17 protein-coding genes are annotated in these 17,227 nt (G+C 46.7%); 7 read left to right on the forward strand and 10 right to left on the reverse strand.

All coding sequences use genetic code 11. The features are described from left to right. Positions 1 to 28: 28 nt before the first annotated feature. From ACYIA1_RS21785 to ACYIA1_RS21820, 8 genes are all read right to left on the reverse strand, one after another. On the reverse strand, positions 29 to 1,255 hold the full coding sequence (locus ACYIA1_RS21785; protein ID WP_011966414.1) for an EpsG family protein: 1,227 nt from the start codon (positions 1,253 to 1,255) through the stop codon (positions 29 to 31). Further along, the gene (locus ACYIA1_RS21790) at positions 1,252 to 2,691 is read right to left on the reverse strand and encodes a lipopolysaccharide biosynthesis protein (protein ID WP_011966415.1); all 1,440 of its coding nucleotides are present in this window, start codon (positions 2,689 to 2,691) and stop codon (positions 1,252 to 1,254) included. The genes ACYIA1_RS21785 and ACYIA1_RS21790 overlap by 4 nt, the downstream gene beginning before the upstream one ends. A gap of 239 nt (positions 2,692 to 2,930) precedes the next feature. Next, on the reverse strand, positions 2,931 to 3,692 hold the full coding sequence (locus ACYIA1_RS21795) for a DNA-binding domain-containing protein (protein WP_122115056.1): 762 nt from the start codon (positions 3,690 to 3,692) through the stop codon (positions 2,931 to 2,933). Between the two features lie 51 nt (positions 3,693 to 3,743). Next, entirely contained in the window at positions 3,744 to 4,388 is a 645-nt protein-coding gene (locus tag ACYIA1_RS21800; protein ID WP_011966417.1) for a sugar transferase, read from the reverse strand. 8 nt (positions 4,389 to 4,396) lie between these two features. Next, positions 4,397 to 4,543, reverse strand: coding sequence for a hypothetical protein (locus tag ACYIA1_RS21805; protein WP_182318885.1), 147 nt, complete (start codon positions 4,541 to 4,543; stop codon positions 4,397 to 4,399). Positions 4,544 to 5,086: 543 nt separating this feature from the next. Further along, entirely contained in the window at positions 5,087 to 5,476 is a 390-nt protein-coding gene (locus tag ACYIA1_RS21810; protein ID WP_005868272.1) for a hypothetical protein, read from the reverse strand. 54 nt (positions 5,477 to 5,530) lie between these two features. Continuing rightward, positions 5,531 to 6,643 (reverse strand): transcription termination/antitermination protein NusG, encoded by a 1,113-nt coding sequence (gene nusG, locus ACYIA1_RS21815; RefSeq protein WP_480336388.1) that lies wholly within the window; start codon positions 6,641 to 6,643, stop codon positions 5,531 to 5,533. Between the two features lie 512 nt (positions 6,644 to 7,155). Beyond that, positions 7,156 to 8,091: a tyrosine-type recombinase/integrase gene (locus tag ACYIA1_RS21820; RefSeq protein ID WP_413639639.1), complete on the reverse strand. Its 936-nt coding sequence runs from the start codon at positions 8,089 to 8,091 to the stop codon at positions 7,156 to 7,158. Between the two features lie 66 nt (positions 8,092 to 8,157). Here ACYIA1_RS21820 and ACYIA1_RS21825 point away from each other — a divergent pair, with 66 nt between their 5' ends. From ACYIA1_RS21825 to ACYIA1_RS21835, 3 genes are all read left to right on the forward strand, one after another. Beyond that, positions 8,158 to 9,648, forward strand: coding sequence for a cobyric acid synthase (locus ACYIA1_RS21825; RefSeq protein WP_121962738.1), 1,491 nt, complete (start codon positions 8,158 to 8,160; stop codon positions 9,646 to 9,648). A gap of 4 nt (positions 9,649 to 9,652) precedes the next feature. Beyond that, positions 9,653 to 10,975: a Gfo/Idh/MocA family protein gene (locus ACYIA1_RS21830; RefSeq protein ID WP_008771916.1), complete on the forward strand. Its 1,323-nt coding sequence runs from the start codon at positions 9,653 to 9,655 to the stop codon at positions 10,973 to 10,975. A gap of 108 nt (positions 10,976 to 11,083) precedes the next feature. Further along, positions 11,084 to 11,593 (forward strand): ferritin-like domain-containing protein, encoded by a 510-nt coding sequence (locus tag ACYIA1_RS21835; protein WP_005856408.1) that lies wholly within the window; start codon positions 11,084 to 11,086, stop codon positions 11,591 to 11,593. Positions 11,594 to 11,672: 79 nt separating this feature from the next. Here the strand turns inward: ACYIA1_RS21835 and ACYIA1_RS21840 are convergent, their stop codons facing one another. Together ACYIA1_RS21840 and ACYIA1_RS21845 are read right to left on the reverse strand one after the other, a co-directional pair. Continuing rightward, the gene (locus ACYIA1_RS21840) at positions 11,673 to 12,245 is read right to left on the reverse strand and encodes a DJ-1 family glyoxalase III (RefSeq protein WP_005868262.1); all 573 of its coding nucleotides are present in this window, start codon (positions 12,243 to 12,245) and stop codon (positions 11,673 to 11,675) included. Positions 12,246 to 12,256: 11 nt separating this feature from the next. After that, entirely contained in the window at positions 12,257 to 13,528 is a 1,272-nt protein-coding gene (locus tag ACYIA1_RS21845; RefSeq protein ID WP_008780468.1) for a PAS domain-containing sensor histidine kinase, read from the reverse strand. 198 nt (positions 13,529 to 13,726) lie between these two features. Here ACYIA1_RS21845 and ACYIA1_RS21850 point away from each other — a divergent pair, with 198 nt between their 5' ends. From ACYIA1_RS21850 to ACYIA1_RS21865, 4 genes are read left to right on the forward strand one after another with little or no spacing between them, the layout of a single operon-like run. Continuing rightward, on the forward strand, positions 13,727 to 15,028 hold the full coding sequence (locus tag ACYIA1_RS21850; RefSeq protein WP_005856399.1) for a phenylacetate--CoA ligase family protein: 1,302 nt from the start codon (positions 13,727 to 13,729) through the stop codon (positions 15,026 to 15,028). Between the two features lie 23 nt (positions 15,029 to 15,051). Then, complete coding sequence (locus ACYIA1_RS21855) at positions 15,052 to 15,477, forward strand: hypothetical protein (protein ID WP_005856397.1); 426 nt, start codon at positions 15,052 to 15,054, stop codon at positions 15,475 to 15,477. A 13-nt stretch (positions 15,478 to 15,490) separates the two neighbouring features. Further along, positions 15,491 to 15,634 carry a symporter small accessory protein gene (locus ACYIA1_RS21860; RefSeq protein ID WP_333558132.1) on the forward strand — a complete coding sequence of 48 codons (144 nt, stop codon included), beginning with the start codon at positions 15,491 to 15,493 and terminating at the stop codon, positions 15,632 to 15,634. Next, positions 15,631 to 17,184 carry a sodium:solute symporter family protein gene (locus tag ACYIA1_RS21865; protein WP_008780467.1) on the forward strand — a complete coding sequence of 518 codons (1,554 nt, stop codon included), beginning with the start codon at positions 15,631 to 15,633 and terminating at the stop codon, positions 17,182 to 17,184. The genes ACYIA1_RS21860 and ACYIA1_RS21865 overlap by 4 nt, the downstream gene beginning before the upstream one ends. Positions 17,185 to 17,227 lie beyond the last annotated feature (43 nt).

Raw genomic sequence — 17,227 nt, forward strand, 5'->3', positions numbered from 1 at the left:
ATAAAACGCAACATTATTAAAAAATAATCTAATAATCATTTTCCACCGACCATCCACTCCCTCTTAACTGATGATGTTTTTCTCTTTCAGGATCAAGGGACTTATCAAATACGGAACTGTATGGATAATAACGTGAATAAGTGTAGCTTCCTCCTATAATATCTTCATTCAACCAAGCTTTAGCTCCAAAAAACAGAGGGAATAGGAGTAATACACAGAAAACAAGGATTTTCTGTCTGCGTACAATACGGTCGATCAATATCCCTTTGGCGAACATGACGGATAAGAAAAGCGTGAAGAAATAGAAATAATCAACCATTCTATACAGGATCATAAGGCTGTATCTTGCACATACCAATAGGAGAGCTATACATACACACGTTTGAAACAGATCTTGCTTCAAGCGGATATACTGGGGATATATCACCTGCGTTTTATGAAGCATGAATACATAAACGATCAACTGCGCAACCATCCACACATAGTTGATTATACTCAAGTCTTTGTTTCCAAACCACTCACTTGTGGCATACGCTGTTATACGTGAAGCCATATCTTCACTGGGGAGAAACAATGACGCACCCTCTGCTATAGGAGTCATAAAATCCTTTCCGACAAGTATCGGGACAATCATCGCTACACAAAGGAGCCAGTAAATAGCAGGCTTTCGTGGAATTAGGTAGTAACCGATAACAAACAGGAAAACCGCGAAAATCGTGAACACGTGAAACAGGACTGCAACCAAGAAATATAGCAGGAACTTCTTGGTTTTCCCGTCATTGACGGCTAATATACCCAACAAGAAAAAAATGATGGATAAGGATCCTCTCATATGTTCCATACTCGTAGCCGTATAACGGCCTATGAAAAAACAGAGAAGTATGAAAAAGCATAGAGAGGGACACACTTTTTTTATGAAATATGCTATCATCCCTATACCGAAAGCCGCCACAACAAATTGGAACAGTAAAAAATCGTTCCAAATCGTCTTGCAGGTCGCTTGCAACAGAACCCATAGCGGCATTTTCATCACTGATTCAAAATCGCTCCATTCCAAATGGAACAAGTCATGACTAAAATAAAAATCAGACGCATACGAAACCGTATCTGAGCCTACCCTCCAGCGAAGCCCCGCCACCAGTATCAGCAGAGTTACAGCTATCCTGTAATGCGTCCACCTATAATCTTCCCGCCCAAGAATATCATAGCGGACAGACAGATACAGCAGGTAAATGAAAACAATCAGGTATATCATCGCCTTTTCTTTATCATTTCCAATAGATACCAAGCCTCCCGGGATCCGGTAAGCAACGTTACCGCCATGTAAAGCACGATCCCTGCGGCTGTTCCCGCGGCGAGCGACACCGCATCGGAGCTTATCATATGGTCTAACAGGTAAACGCCCGTACCCATGACCGCCGCATACGCCAGTATCGGCAGCATGGACTTCATTTCAGATGCGAAGGTCACTCCGGGCAGTACACGTGCCGAAAATACAGTGATCACATAGACATCTGCCACATAATAGAGCAACATTCCTATGCAAACCACCTTGATACCCCAAAAGAGGGAAAATACCAAGATAGAGATAGCGATCACTTTCTTTATTATCTCTGCCTTCAGACAATAATCACTCCTGTGCTTTGCGTTCAACAACTGCCAGCTCATGTTCGAGGCCGGCCACCAAATCCAAGCGAAGCAAAGAATACGTATCAAGGGAACAGTCTCTATCCATTTGTCCGTCAACAATAATCGCACCACCGGCTCCGCCAGGGCAGCCAATCCCATCATCAACGGGAAAAGGACGAAACAAGTCATGCGCAGCATCTGGAAAAAACGCCGTTGCAACTCCTCTTCATTATCTTGCAGCTCACACTCTATCGGATAGGCTACACGGGCTACAACATCGTTAACAGCCGTCGGGACAAAACTTGTCATCTGTGTGGACTGGCTATACAAACCTGTCGCTGCTGATGAATAAAACTTTCCTATCAACAAAAAACTTCCATTCGCATAAATAGCATGCAAAGTCCGACTCATCAACAATCTCGATCCAAAACCGAATAATCCCTTAAAGGAACGGATGGAGAAAACGAATGAGGGCATCCAACCCGCCGATACCCAAAGCAACGCCACATTCAAGAAATTCTGTAAAAGCGGTTGCCACACCAATGTCCAGACACCGAAACCATGATAAGCCATCCAAATCCCCACGCATCCGCTCACAGATATGGCGATAATAGAAATCCAAGCTTGTCTACGAAAATCCATCGCTATATTCAATTTCGCTTGTTGCACCGTACGGAACGCATTGATAACAAATATCAAGGCCATCCATACCAATAATTCCTCCAATAGAGGCTCATCATAAAAACTGGCGATGAAGGGTGAGCACAAAAACAATACGGCATATATCAATAATGATACCCCTATATTGAACCAAAACGTCGTGGAAAAATCAACCTCTGTCCTGTCTTGTTTCTGAATAAGAGCCTCCACGAAACCAGAATCCACAAAGACCTGCGCCACCACCAAGAAAATTGTAAGCATCGCAACCAAACCATAATCAGACGGTGATAATTGACGAGCAATAAGGATTGAGAACAATGTCATGAGACCTTGCCGAAGGAATTTCTCTACAGCACTCCATGCGACACCTCGCAATGCTTTCTTTTTTATGGATTCTGACATATAATCACTATATCTCCTATTTGTTCCAATAAAAACACCTTATAACATAAAGCACTTCTTTATTTAGAGCAAGTTACTTGAAACATCTACACCAACCTATTTTGTATAATCCCATCATTCAACCCTGCATAAGGGCTTCATACAGCACTGCATAAGATGGTTATACAAGGCTGGAGAAGGGATCATACAGCGAGCCAATCCCTTTTTATGAAGAGAGAAGGCTCGCCGTGCCCCTTCCTTTAAATCTCGTCCGGACTCTCGCTATCACTACCGCCATCAGCAGGGCGACCACCGATCCAGACCGGCACGCTTACGCTACGGGGCGTTTTCAAGAGACGGTTTGATGTGGAATACTGCGTCGTCACCGTCAGCGTATACTCACCTTCCGCCAGATCAGCCGGCAGGAGCAACGTGAGCGAGGAGGGATTATTGATCGTGATCAGATCGTCCGTTAATTTTGTGACAGCCTTCGCCGCATTGGTCAGCGTAACGCCTACCGACTCGTCGTCGCCAACCACTTTTAGCATGGCGCTGCGCACGAAGAAGTTGCGGCCCGCCGTAGCGCTACCATCCTTCAAGCCCGTCTTCTTATCCTCAGTCTCGAGGATGTACATGATGTTCGACTTCTCGCCGAGGATCTCAACCGAGGTTTTGGCGATCTCCTCGCGCAGCACTTTGTCCTGCGTGAGAGAGACGTAGATGGAGTTTCTCTCCTTGTTCCACACACCGCCCTCGATCACGCCGGTCAGTTGGGCTACGGCACGGAACAGGCCCGTGTTCACACTGTAACCGTTCAAAATCAAGTCCATCAGCACACGGTGATAGAGCGTCACTGAATGGTGAAGCGTCTCCGGGCGCAACCCCGTGTCTTGCTTGTACATCTCCTCCAGCACATCATCCAAAGTTAAACTTCCGGCCGAAGCCAATAACAAGATCTTATCGGTCTTATTGTCAGTGGTCACCGAATTGTCGATAAGCCAGCCTTTCAATACTTTCTTCATGGTATTCTTGATTTAAAGGAGGGCAGAATTGCTCTCCTCGGTTATCCTTATCTAGAATTTCTTCCCGAACGCAATGTTCAAGAACGTCTTCACCAATATCTTGAAATCGAACCACCACGAGCGGTGCTCCAGATAGAACAAGTCATAGCGTAAGCGGCGGAGCATCTTCTCCAGCGTATCCGTATAGCCGTTGTAGAGCGTGGCGTAAGAGGTCACCCCTGGACGGATCTGGTACAAGAAACGATAGCGGGGATCACGTTCCATGATCTGGTCGATGTAGAACTTCCGTTCCGGACGGGGACCGATGAAGGCCATATCACCGATGAATACATTCCATAATTGGGGAAGCTCGTCCAAATGATGCTCGCGCAGGAACTTGCCCACATGCGTCATACGGGGATCAGCGCCTCCCTTGTAAAGGGCGGGGCCGAACTTCTCTGCGTCCAAACGCATGCTGCGGAACTTATAGATATGAAACGGATGGCCGAAACGGCCAATCCGCTCCTGCCTGAAAATGGCAGGGCCGCCATCCTCGCGCCTCACGGCGATGTAGCAGATCAAGAACAAGGGGGAGAATACGACCAAGGCGATAAAGGCCAAAAGACAATCCCCTATACGCTTCACGTTACGCTCGAAGGCGGTCATCCCATCCGGGATAAAATCAGTAGATTTATCAACACTCTCTTTTATAAGCATGGCTTAATTTATTCCTTTCCTCTATTTTTCTCCTCCTCTTTCTTGTAATCGATATACCGCTCCAAGGCCTCACGTACCAGACGGCGGAAAAGTTCCTCGTCCGACAGATGGTCCCAAAGGAGATCTACCAAACGATAGTAAACGCTAAAGTGCATGTCCTTGCCTTTTTAAAAGAATTGTAAGTGTCACTGCCAATGCCTCCGCTTACGCGGATAATGGACTTGGTCAGTCTGGTGACTTGTAAAACCGTGGCGATGTAATCGCCCAAACGGGGAAATGATTGTCTGTGATACATGTCTGGTTTGTTATTATTTTTATACATCTATGTCCTTATGGATAGGCCCTAGTAATGCAAATAATGCAAGTAATGCAGCACCTTTTTCCCACACACGTGCGTACATTATATAGAACAAGAATTTTACACTAAACGATCACAAACAAGGCATGGAACGATCCGGATGAGAAACGCTGGATAGCCGTATGAAAGTTTGATTCGACATATATAATGTACACGTGCGTGTGTGGGAAAAAGGTGCTGCATTACTTGCATTACTTGCACCTGTTTTCCCCGGCATCGGTTCCATCCCGCACGTATATCGGCATCGACTCACGCCTACGTTCGTATAGGCCTACACCGATATACGTGTGGGGCGACGTCGATATATGTGTAAAACGATGCCCTTATACGTATGCCACACTCATACGGTCTCGCTTAGCAATGGCAATCCCTCCACCTCTCTCTTATGCCAGCCTTGGTAATCAGACAGGGAAAAACCGGGGACGGTCAATTGCTTGTAATCCTTATCGTCTCTTCGCAAGATGTGCTTGCGGGCATACGAGCGGAGCGAACGATCCGTCACGGATACCATCACCACAGGAAACGGGTAGCCGAGCAAGCGCATCGGCGTAACCTCGCTGTCCGGGAACGCACGGCGCAACTGATAGGCTGAGTACTCGAACGCCACCCAGTAAGGACCCGTGCAATACAAATGGATGGAAGCAGTGTTCGTTCGCTCGCGGCTCATGATATCACTCAAATGCTCGTTCAGCAACGCCACCAAACGAACGCCAGAAGGAAGGGAAGACATTTCTTTTTGATTTATGATTTTTGATTTAAACTGTCAACTGTCACTTGTCAACTGTCAACTGATTTCGTGTTTCAGCCAGCGATCGCAATCGTCCAGCCGGCGGATCAAGGATAACTTGCTTTTCTTGGGCGAGGACTCACCCCGCCAAGGATCCACCACCTCATGCGCCATCTGCCGGTAAAGGGCGCTGTCCGTGCAACCGTAGAGCGTCACAAGCAACAAAGCACGGGATTGCGGAGCTTTCAACACCGGGAGCATACCACGCATCGTGTCATGCAAACGTGTGAACTCCTCCTCATCGCCCAACAACTTGTAGGCAGAAAGAAGCAATGAGTAGATCTTGCAACGCATCACGTCCGTCTCCGCACGGAGCGAACCGTAGGATCTCAACACCTCAAGGGCCAAGCGGGTATCCTCCTCTGATACGCTGCCGGAGGCATGGTAACGTCCCAAGGCATCGTGCAAACCCTCCCGCAGACGGTCGTTATCCAGATGGGTATAGACGTGCTTACCCTTTGTGTTCAGCTCGATCAGCTCATACTCGCCCGGCTTCACCTCCAACAAGGGGACCCACATGCAATCGAGGATACGAGCCATCACATCTTTATGACCGCCACCCGGCTGGATCACCACCTCCGCCTCCATACCGGTAAAATAACCGGACGTGATACGCACACGGTCTCCCTTCAGCAAGCGGTCGCTGTCCGGTACGTACACCGGAAGCTCGTTGGAATAAGATTCCGCCACCCAACGTAAATTACCCATCTCGTCATCCGAGAGATAAGGGAAATGAGCCATGCCTCCGGAAGAGACCCGGGGAAGGAAATTGTAGAGGGGAAGCGTACGCTTCATCTGAAAGATCTCCTCCACCGAGGACCGGATAAACACGTAGTTGAACAGCAGGGGCCGCTTCGTGTTAACCATCTTTCCGTCCACCTTCCTCACCTCCACATAGGAGGGGGCGAAATACTCGAACAACGTCTCCCCACGACGCTTGCGCCGGGAAAGCTCGGCATCCAAGCTTTTAGCGGGGCTGATCCTGTCACGTCGCGCCACACCCGTAGTAGGAAGCGTGAGCACGTACCAGCGTACAGTCTTCAGGTCATGACGCTTGCCAACTCGCGCCGTACCCCTCTCCGAGCAACCGTCTCTCAAAACATTCATCATTATGATTATCTTTTCCTAAGATTATATCAAGATCTCCACTCAAGCCTCACGACAATTCAAAGCCCTACCAAGAGCACCCTATTTACTCCTGATAAACAACACTTTATGTTTTTAAAAATGGCTTTTCTGAAAATCACCATCGCTTGAAATATTAAGCTACTTGGGAAGTAGCGTAAAAGGTTGGAAAATGGTTATTACCCAGTTGTAGAGACGGAGCGTGCTCCGTCTCCCACCGTCTGACAGTAATTTAGAATACTATTTTGAGGGGATGAGACGGGGCACGCCCCGTCTCTACAAGAATGTATGTTTGATTTTTGGAAGGGACGTGATGATGTAGGAAATACGAAATCATTTCGTCTCTATTGCCATGTCTATATACTGGGAATAAGAACGAAGATTTAAAGAGAATCAAGATCGGAGCACAAACTAAACCTAATGATTGCTTGTTATTTGTTATTTTTTATTACTTTTGCGCCGTGAAAGAATACGCTACTTCCCAAGTAGCAAGCCTCTTACCCCACTTTGGGTATCGGTTTACACACGCTCTCAAAACAATTCCGGTTCACCTTCGATAAACGTTCCAACGAGAAGCTCTTCAAATAGATCTGTGTTGTCTTAATAGACTTATGCCCCAACAACTCACTGATAACCTCGATCGATACATCTTGTTCCTTCAAGAACGAGGCGAATGAATGACGGATCGTATATGAGGTGACCGGAAGCGTAACGCCTGTCGATCTCGCCAACAACTTCAAGTCATGGTTAAAGCGGGACAAGATCCTGTTATATTCTTTGTAGGCCGCCTCACCGGTTCTCGTTCCACTCAAAAAAGGAAACAAATAAAGGGATTCCTTTGCCGTACAAGCGGACAACTCCTCCAGCAGCCGCAACGCCCCGGAGGGAATCTCCAACTGTATGAGAGATCCGCTCTTTTGTCGGTGATACTGCAATATCCCATCCCGGATATTCTCCCATTTCAAATGCGCAAGATCCACAAACGCTATCCCGCTGAACGCAAACATCAACCGAACGGTCAACTGTACACGCCGCAAGGATTGATCCTCCAATTCAGCGTTAAACATACGCTCCAGCATCTCTCGCGGCAACGCCTTCTTCCGCTTGCTCTCAACGCCCGTGAAAACATCCTTGAACAGGTTGGGTACAAAGGGAGCCTCGTTCGCCTCCACGGCTAAGTTATAAATGTGACGAATCCGACGCATATAGGTAGACACCGTATTCAACGAACGGCCCTTGTCCAACAACCATGACTGATAGCACAAAAGCCTGTTCCTATTAATATAGGCATAAGGAATCGCCTCCATACCGCAAAAGCACTTGAACGAGTTCAAGGCATCTTGATAACTCTTCGCCGTGGAATACCGTTTTTTCTCACGCAGACAAGCCATGTAGATGGACAGGCCCATAACAAAATCTTCTTCTTTTTTCATATCTTCTCCTTAATAAAAAGGCCAAAAATACTACCTTTGTACACTGTGTAAATAAAATCTATACAGATGAAGCAACACCTACGACCGATTATGTTTGTCGGAACCTGCTCTGATGCGGGTAAAAGCGTTATTAACGCGGCGTTTTGCCGTATTTTCAAGCAAGATGGTTATCAACCGGCACCGTTCAAGGCACAAAATATGTCCCTCAATTCCTACTCTACCCCGGAAGGTGGCGAGATGGGCCGGGCGCAAGTCGTACAAGCGGAGGCCTGCGGTATTTCCCCGCATACGGATATGAACCCGATATTACTAAAGCCGACAAATGATAAAAGCTCACAAGTCGTATTAAACGGAAAGCCAGTCGGCAATATGTCCGCCAAGGATTATTTCGGGATACAAAACCAGAAGGAGGAGCTATTTAAGGAAGCCATCGAAGCCTTCAACCGTCTGGAAGCTCGCTATAACCCGATCGTATTGGAAGGAGCCGGAAGCATCTCCGAACTAAACCTGCGAGACCGGGATATCACCAATATGCGGATGGCGATGAAAGCCGGCGCCTCCACCTACCTGATCGCAGATATAGACCGTGGGGGCGTATTCGGCTCTGTATATGGAACGATCGCTTTATTACGACCAGAGGAACGAGCGTTAATGAAAGGGGTTATCATCAATAAATTCCGTGGAGACGCCTCTTTATTCGAGGAAGGGCGGAACCTGTTAAAGGAATTGACTGGAATTCCCGTGGTCGGCGTAATCCCATGGTTTCGGGATATCAAGATAGAGGAAGAGGATTCCGTAGCGTTGGATATGAAAAATAACACTTATAAAGACGGGAAAATCAATGTAGCTATCATCCTGCTGAAACGAATGTCTAATTTCACGGATTTTGATGTATTGGAGATGGACCCCCGTTTCAATCCTTATTATACCAACAATATCGATGAGATAGAGAAAGCCGACATCATCCTGCTCCCCGGCTCAAAGAATACGTTATCGGACTTACAAAGCCTGCGGGCCAATGGGATAGCGATGGCGATTATCCGGGCGCATAAAGCGGGTAAAAAGGTGATCGGTATTTGCGGTGGCTATCAAATGATGGGAGTCCGCTTGGAAGATCCGGAAAGTATCGAGGGAAATATCCCGGCGATTCCCGGTCTCGGTCTTCTGCCTCAATGCACGGTCATCGAGCAGGAGAAGATCACGAGACAAAGCGACTTTGCTTTCCTCCCCTCCTCGGAGAATAAGGATTGTAAAGGATACGAAATACATATGGGACGAACCACCCTATTGGGTGACGCCCCCGAACAGCCCGTAGCCCGACTGGAAGACGGACGAACGGACGGATATTACCTCAACAACCGATGCTGGGGAAGTTATATGCATGGTATCCTTGATAATCCGGCCGTATTGGACAACTTAGCTGAAGGCTTTGACACGGAAACGACTACAGGTCCTTTCGATTATGCCGCTTTTAAGGAAGAGCAGTATGACAAACTCGCCGCCCTCGTAAGGGAGCACGTGGATATGGAATATATTTATAACAGTATTAAAAACTAATATCATGAACAGACGTACTTTTATGCAAAAAACCGGACTTATCATGTCCGGACTTACTTTATCGCCGCTTATCGGTAAATCGTATTCCTCCATATACGGACAAACCGCCCCTAGCAACAAAGTAAAGGTAGCCCTCATCGGATGCCGTAGCATGGGATACGGGGATTTGAATACTTTTCTTGATTATCCAGAGACGGAATGCGTGGCTCTTTGCGATGTCGATGACGAATGGTTGAACAAACGGGCTGCCGACGTTGAGAAGAAAACAGGGAAAAAAGTACCTCACTTATATAAGGACTGGCGACGAGTAATCGATAATAAAGACGTAGATGTAGTCATTATCGGTACGCCGGACCATTGGCATTGCCTTCCGACGGTCTGGGCTTGCCAAGCGGGAAAAGACGTATATGTAGAGAAGCCGCTCTCCAATACGATCGAGGAATGCAACCTGATGGAAAAAGCCGCCCGTAAATATAACCGGATCGTACAGGTGGGCCAATGGCAACGTAGCGACCCGCATTGGGACGAGGCGGCTAATTTCTTGAAAGCCGGAAATATCGGACGGATCCGTACGGTCAAGGTCTGGGCTTACCAAGACGGCAAGCCGACACTTCCGGTTAAACCGGATTGCGACGCTCCCGCCGGTGTGGATTACGATATGTGGCTAGGCCCGGCTCCTAAACGTCCGTTCAATCCTTATCGCTTTCATTATAATTTCCGTTTCTTCTGGGACTATGCCGGAGGCTTGATGTCGGACTGGGGCGTACATTTGCTGGATTATGCCCTAGAAGGTATGAACGCAGGTCTTCCCACCCGTGTATTCTCAGGCGGCGGCAAGTTCGCCTATCCGGACGACGCTATGGAGACGCCCGATACTTTAATGGCAACTTATGCCTACGATGATTTTAATATCATCTGGGATCACGCCTGCGGAATCAATCACGGACTCTATAACCGTAAGGAAGGATTAGCGTTCTATGGGGAGAATGGTACGATGGTACTCGACAGGGCCGGTTGGGAGGTCATACCGGTCGTATCCAATAACGTAGCCCGCATGGAAGCCGTTCCTTTCAAGAAAGGAGAAGGCAAAGGACTTTATAATCATGTGGGAAACATGTTGAGCTGCATTAAAAGCCGTGAGCTTCCGAACGCCGATGTCGCTATCGGTGCCCGTGTAGCGAAGATGGCTCATCTGGCGAATATCTCCTGCCGGGTTCAACGGGAAGTTCATTGGGATGATAAAAACAATTTGTTTGTCGGCGATAACGAAGCTACCGCCTTGTCGAAAGCCTATTACCGGGCACCTTGGGAATTACCTAAATTGTAACAATCGCAGCATAACGTTAAAATTTTGACAAACAATAAACAATGCCCTAGTAAGCTTGTTAGAACTATAAAAAACGAACAATACGTTTAATTCTAAATTAATACAGCTATGGCAAAAGAAAGCGTCAAAATTTTAAGAGGGAAATTGGATGTCGACAATTTATTATCTCAACTAAACGCCGCGTTAGCGGAAGAATGGCTAGCATACTATCAATATTGGGTAGGAGCCTTGGTCGTTGAAGGAGCCATGCGTTCCGACGTACAAGGTGAATTCGAGGAACATGCCGAGGAAGAAAGGCATCACGCCCAATTATTGGCAGACCGGATCATCGAATTGGAAGGAGTTCCGGTACTTGATCCGAAACAATGGTTTGAATTAGCCCGATGCAAATATGATTCACCGACAGACTTTGACGTAGTAAGCCTTCTGAACCAGAATGTCGCCTCCGAGCGTTGTGCCATCTTGCGTTATCAAGAAATCGCTAAATTCACGGACGGCATCGACTTCACGACTTGTGATATCGCTAAGCATATCTTAGCTGAGGAAGAAGAACACGAGCAAGATCTGCAAGACTATTTGACAGATATCGCACGTATGAAAAAATCTTTCCAGAAATAATTTAGGAAAGGGAAAACTCTTTACAACAAAAATCCCTTGAGAGAATGTCTTAGAGACATTCTCTCAAGGTTCAAGCACATTAATGCTTTGTCCCATGCAACAAAGCGTCATATAATAAGGCATCCGCCACTTCCAAAGCGATTTCCTCATCTTTCAGATTCCTCAAGATCGTCAAGCCGAACTCAAACATAAAACCCGGCCCCTTGCTTGTGATGATATTTCCATCCTGCTCTACTCCATTATCCGTAGGGGTAGCGCCTACCATTGTTGGCTCGAAGAAAGGAAAACAGGTAGCCCTTTTCCCTTTTAGCAATCCAAGACCACCTAAAACCATCGGTCCGGCACAGATAGCACCGATTAATACGCCTTCCTCCGTTTTCTCCTTGACTAATTCTTTCAAATGGGCATGCGCATTTAAATGGTTGCTTCCGGGTATTCCACCCGGCAAAATCAAGGCATCGACACAACTGAAATCCGCCTCCTCGAACAGGTAATCAGCCATTACCGGAATATCATGAGCTCCTATCACCAATCGGTCACCCGTAATAGATACCATCATAACCCGTACACCACCACGCCTCAAGACATCAATCGTACCCAAGGCCTCTATTTCCTCAAAGCCTGTCGCTAAAAAGACAACCGCATTTTTCATTTCTTTTTTATTTAATATAGTTGACATTCACTTAAAACAGAAGGATCATCCTTCTCCACAACAGCCTTATCCGTAACAACCAATGGTAAGGTGAACCAGAAAGTGGAACCTTTGCCAAGCTCAGATCGCACACCGATCTCACCACCCAACTGCTCTACAATCATCTTGCAGATAGGTAGTCCCAAACCAGCCCCTTGATAAAAATCATCCAATTTCACGAAACGCTCGAAAACAGACTCCAGCTTTTCCTCTGATATCCCGATTCCGGTATCCATGACAGAGACACGTACGAACATATCTTCCACCTCATAAAAAAGCGAGATAAAACCTTTGGAAGTAAACTTAATGGCATTAGACAAGAGATTTAACAAGACCTGTTCTACCCGGTGCGGATCGATCCACAGACGAACAGAAGGCATGGCGACCGAGTTATATAATAATGCCACATCGGAAGTCATCTTCAAGGATTGTACCACATAGGCCTCTTGGCAAATATCCCTCAACTCAACTTCCGACACGTTATAGTTTAACCGACCGGACTCGATCTTCGACAAATCCAGGATATCGTTAATCTGTTTCAACAATAAATCGCAATTCTTATTTATAATCGAGAAGTATTCCCTTTGCTCACTGGCATTAGTCGTTTCCGTCACGAGATGGGCAAAACCAACGATAGCATTCAGGGGGGTCCGTATCTCATGGCTCATATTAGCGATAAAAGCGTTTTTCATCTTATCCGCCTCTTGTACTTTCATCAGCGCCAACTGGTCTTGACGTTGCTCCGTGATATCATTCAGCATGACCAATAACAGAGGCGAGGCTCCCGGGTCCGGATTCGTGATCAGTAAACGTACGATATTTACGATTCTCACCTCTCCATTCGGTTTCTCATACTCGACCATTTCCTTTACCATACGTCCCGTCTTGATCGTATGGTAATCTTCCGTTCGGATCTCATGCGCCCGCCGGGAATCAGGGAAAAGCTCGAAATCCGTCTTCCCTAAGATATCTTCCGCCTTGACCCCCGTAAATTCCTCCGCCGCCTTATTAAAATAGATATACCGGAAACCGTTGAAAATATCTTTCACCGTGATCTCCACAAATACGTTCGACAAGATCGTATCCATCAAGATATTTAAGAAGTTGATCGTATGCTGGCTTTGGCGCATCTCAAGTTCGTTATCGCTCGCGGATGGTGTCAAAGTGGCTTTTTCCAGATCGGCTTCCAGTCTCTCAATCCTTTGAATCAACTCTTCTTTGGAAAGGTGGTCATATTTTCCCATGGCCCATACATAAAGTTAAATTGCGTAATGGACAAAAATAACTATTATTTTTTTATTTACAACGGCTTACCGCCTAATAATTCTTATTTTCAAAAGGTCATTACTAATATTTTGACACAAAAGCATGGCATTATCCAAAATAAAAGATACATTTGCAATCTAATTTCATGAATTAAACACACTCTAATTGAAAAAACGATGATGTATTGGCAGAAAGAAATAGAAACCATGGATCGTAAAGATCTGGTAAAATTCCAACTGGAACGACTGAAACAAACCATAGAACTAGCGGGCAACTCCCCTTTTTACCATAAGATATTCAAAGAGAAAGGAATTACCCCGGACAGTTTTCAGTCCTTGGAGGATTTACAAAAACTTCCGTTTACAACGAAAGATGATCTTAGAAATAACTATCCGTTCGGATTGGCAGCCATCCCGTTACAGAAATGTGTACGTATCCACTCTTCCAGTGGAACGACAGGTAATCCTACCGTTGTCTTACATTCCGCCAAGGATTTGGACCAATGGGCTAACCAAGTAGCTCGTTGCATGTATATGGTGGGGCTAAGGGATACGGACGTATTCCAAAATACATCCGGCTACGGCATGTTTACCGGTGGCCTCGGTTTCCAGTATGGAGCAGAAAAACTAGGTGCGTTGACAGTGCCTGCGGCGGCCGGTAATACCAAACGACAGATTAAGTTCATCACCGATTTCGGCACCACCTGTTTACATATCATACCGAGCTATGCCACTCGTTTGGCCGAGGTTATGTATGAGGAGGGAATAGACCCCAGAAAGGATACCAAACTACACACCGTATGTATCGGTGCCGAGCCTCACTCGGAAGAACAACGTAAACGCATCGAACAGCTTCTGGGTGTCAAGGCTTACAACTGTTTCGGTATGTCGGAGATGAACGGGCCGGGTGTAGCCTTCGAATGTACGGAGCAGAACGGCTTGCATATCTGGGAAGACAACGTGATCGTAGAGATCGTAGACCCGGTTACCCTGCAACCGGTGCCCGAGGGAGAAGTCGGAGAATTGGTATTAACGACCATCAACCGGGAGGCGATGCCTTTACTCCGTTATCGTACCCGTGACCTTACTTGCATCTTACCGGGCGATTGCCCTTGCGGACGTACCCATAAACGCCTTGCCCGTTTCAAAGGACGTAGCGACGATATGATAATCTTGAAGGGCGTGAACCTATTCCCCATCCAAATCGAAAAGATATTGATGCAATTCAAGGAGTTAGGCAGTAATTACTTGATCACCCTCGAAACGATCGGTAACAGCGACGAGATGTTGATCGAGGTTGAGTTGAGTGACCTATTCACCGATGATTATTCCGCCTTACAGCGCTTGACGAAAGGTATCACCCGTCAATTGAAAGACGAATTATTACTTACGCCGCGTATCAAGCTGGTAGCCAAGGGATCTTTGCCAACCACAGATGGCAAGGCGGTACGAGTGAAAGATCATCGCAAGCTTTGTTAAATAAACAATTAAAATAACACCTTATGACAGTCAATCAAATTTCTATTTTCCTAGAAAACAAGTACGGGAAATTAAGCGAGATATTAGCGTTATTGGCGGAAGAGCGCATCCGCATCATCGCGGCTACCGTAGCCGACACCTCCGAGTATGGAATCCTTCGTATCATCGTAAGCGATCCCCAGAAGGCATACAAGATATTAAAAGAAAACAACGTCAGCGCAAACCTGACTGACGTATTAGCGATCGTAACCAGCTCATGCGCCGGAAGTTTTGCCAATACATTATCTTATTTCACGAAAGCGGGCATCAGCATAGAATATATGTATTGTTTCTCCATCCGGGAAAAAGCGATCTTGATCTTGCGTACGAACAACCGAGAAAGCGCCCGTGAGGTAATCCGCCGTCAGAATCTCGAGTATATCTGTGAAAGTGATCTAATAAAACTTTAATAGGCACGGATATATGTTCGGAATCAGCGACCCCGGTATTTGGCTGGCTTACCTTCTAGCGTTCGCCTGCCTCCTATTTTCTATTTGGTTCGGGATAACCACTTGGAATAAAGAAGACGACGAAAAAACAAACCCTACTAAAGGATCACGAAAATGAGTACGCTAACATTAGGCATTATTGTCATCATTTACATGTTTGTAATCGCTTGGTTAGGGTATCTCGGATACAGGCAGACGAAAAACGCCAGTGATTATTTATTAGGCGGACGAAAAGTAAACCCCATTATCATGGCTCTGTCTTACGGGGCGACCTTTATCTCGGCATCGGCGATCGTTGGTTTCGGTGGCGTAGCCGCTACGTTCGGCATGGGTATTCAATGGCTTTGCTTATTGAACATGTTCATGGGCGTAGTGGTAGCCTTTATCTTTTTCGGACGAAGGACCCGGAAGTTAGGCGAGGCACATAACGCACGGACTTTCCCGCAATTATTGGGATTACACTATAAGTCCCGGTCTATACAGATCTTCATCGCCTCGATCATTTTCATCGGCATGCCCCTCTACGCCGCCGTGGTGATGAAGGGAGGAGCCGTCTTCATTGAGCAGATGTTTCATATCGACCTTCATCTGGCCTTGTTGATCTTCACCTTGATCGTAGCGGCCTACGTGATTACGGGCGGAATCAAGGGAGTACTTTATACGGATGCGTTGCAAGCGGTTATCATGTTCGCTTGTATGCTATTCCTGCTATTTTGGTTTTACCATATCATGGACATGGGCTTTATCGAGGCAAACCAGAAGTTGACGGATATCGCCCCCATGGTGCCCGAACGCTTCAAGGCCTTGGGACATCAAGGATGGACAGCTATGCCCATCTCAGGCTCTCCACAATGGTATACATTGGTTACCTCATTGATCCTTGGCGTAGGAATCGGTTGCTTAGCGCAGCCACAACTAGTCGTACGCTTCATGATGGTGGAAAGTACCAAGCAACTCAACAGGGGCGTATTGATCGGCTGCGTATTCTTGATTGTCACGGTAGGGGCGATTTATCACGTGGGAGCCTTGTCTAATTTGTTTTTCCTCAAGACGGAAGGTGTAGTCGCCTCCGAGGCGGTAAAAGATATGGACAAGATCATCCCCCTATTTATCAATAAAGCGATGCCGGAGTGGTTCGGGGCGGTTTTCATGCTTTGTATTCTCTCTGCCAGTATGTCTACCCTTAGCGCACAATTTCATACCATGGGAGCGGCTTTCGGGGCAGACGCATTCCCCAAACTAGGACGTAGCAAAAATCCGAACTCTACATTAGGTGTACGTATCGGCGTGCTATGCTCTATCTTGGTCAGCTACGTTATCTGCTATACGCTAAGTGCGAGTATTATCGCACGAGGCACCGCCTTGTTCATGGGTATTTGCGCGGCTACATTCCTACCTACCTATTTCTGCTCGCTATATTGGAAAGGGGCTACCCGGCAAGGGGCCTTGGCCAGCTTATGGGTAGGAGGCTTGGCCAGTTTATTCGCCATGTTGTTCCTTCATAAGGCGGAAGCGGCTCCGGTAGGACTTTGCAAGGCTTTATTCGGACAAGACGTCTTGATCGATGTATATCCGTGGCATGCGATAGATCCGATCTTATTTGCTTTGCCATTATCGGCGATAACGATTGTTTTGGTTAGCCTAGCGACTCAAAAGAAGGCTTTTTAGCTTTTCTTATGAACCTCAAAACACTAATTAGCATTTATTCTAT

This window comes from Parabacteroides sp. KHUB-02 (assembly GCF_056640955.1).

Excerpts from the sequence above, each read along its gene's own strand:
- ACYIA1_RS21785 (WP_011966414.1), bottom strand. The coding sequence starts at position 1,255 with ATGATATACCTGATTGTTTTCATTTACCTGCTGTATCTGTCTGTCCGC.
- ACYIA1_RS21790 (WP_011966415.1), bottom strand. The coding sequence starts at position 2,691 with ATGTCAGAATCCATAAAAAAGAAAGCATTGCGAGGTGTCGCATGGAGT.
- ACYIA1_RS21795 (WP_122115056.1), bottom strand. The coding sequence starts at position 3,692 with ATGAAGAAAGTATTGAAAGGCTGGCTTATCGACAATTCGGTGACCACT.
- ACYIA1_RS21800 (WP_011966417.1), bottom strand. The coding sequence starts at position 4,388 with ATGCTTATAAAAGAGAGTGTTGATAAATCTACTGATTTTATCCCGGAT.
- ACYIA1_RS21805 (WP_182318885.1), bottom strand. The coding sequence starts at position 4,543 with ATGCACTTTAGCGTTTACTATCGTTTGGTAGATCTCCTTTGGGACCAT.
- ACYIA1_RS21810 (WP_005868272.1), bottom strand. The coding sequence starts at position 5,476 with ATGTCTTCCCTTCCTTCTGGCGTTCGTTTGGTGGCGTTGCTGAACGAG.
- nusG (WP_480336388.1), bottom strand. The coding sequence starts at position 6,643 with ATGATGAATGTTTTGAGAGACGGTTGCTCGGAGAGGGGTACGGCGCGA.
- ACYIA1_RS21820 (WP_413639639.1), bottom strand. The coding sequence starts at position 8,091 with ATGAAAAAAGAAGAAGATTTTGTTATGGGCCTGTCCATCTACATGGCT.
- ACYIA1_RS21825 (WP_121962738.1), top strand. The coding sequence starts at position 8,158 with ATGAAGCAACACCTACGACCGATTATGTTTGTCGGAACCTGCTCTGAT.
- ACYIA1_RS21830 (WP_008771916.1), top strand. The coding sequence starts at position 9,653 with ATGAACAGACGTACTTTTATGCAAAAAACCGGACTTATCATGTCCGGA.
- ACYIA1_RS21835 (WP_005856408.1), top strand. The coding sequence starts at position 11,084 with ATGGCAAAAGAAAGCGTCAAAATTTTAAGAGGGAAATTGGATGTCGAC.
- ACYIA1_RS21840 (WP_005868262.1), bottom strand. The coding sequence starts at position 12,245 with ATGAAAAATGCGGTTGTCTTTTTAGCGACAGGCTTTGAGGAAATAGAG.
- ACYIA1_RS21845 (WP_008780468.1), bottom strand. The coding sequence starts at position 13,528 with ATGGGAAAATATGACCACCTTTCCAAAGAAGAGTTGATTCAAAGGATT.
- ACYIA1_RS21850 (WP_005856399.1), top strand. The coding sequence starts at position 13,727 with ATGATGTATTGGCAGAAAGAAATAGAAACCATGGATCGTAAAGATCTG.
- ACYIA1_RS21855 (WP_005856397.1), top strand. The coding sequence starts at position 15,052 with ATGACAGTCAATCAAATTTCTATTTTCCTAGAAAACAAGTACGGGAAA.
- ACYIA1_RS21860 (WP_333558132.1), top strand. The coding sequence starts at position 15,491 with ATGTTCGGAATCAGCGACCCCGGTATTTGGCTGGCTTACCTTCTAGCG.
- ACYIA1_RS21865 (WP_008780467.1), top strand. The coding sequence starts at position 15,631 with ATGAGTACGCTAACATTAGGCATTATTGTCATCATTTACATGTTTGTA.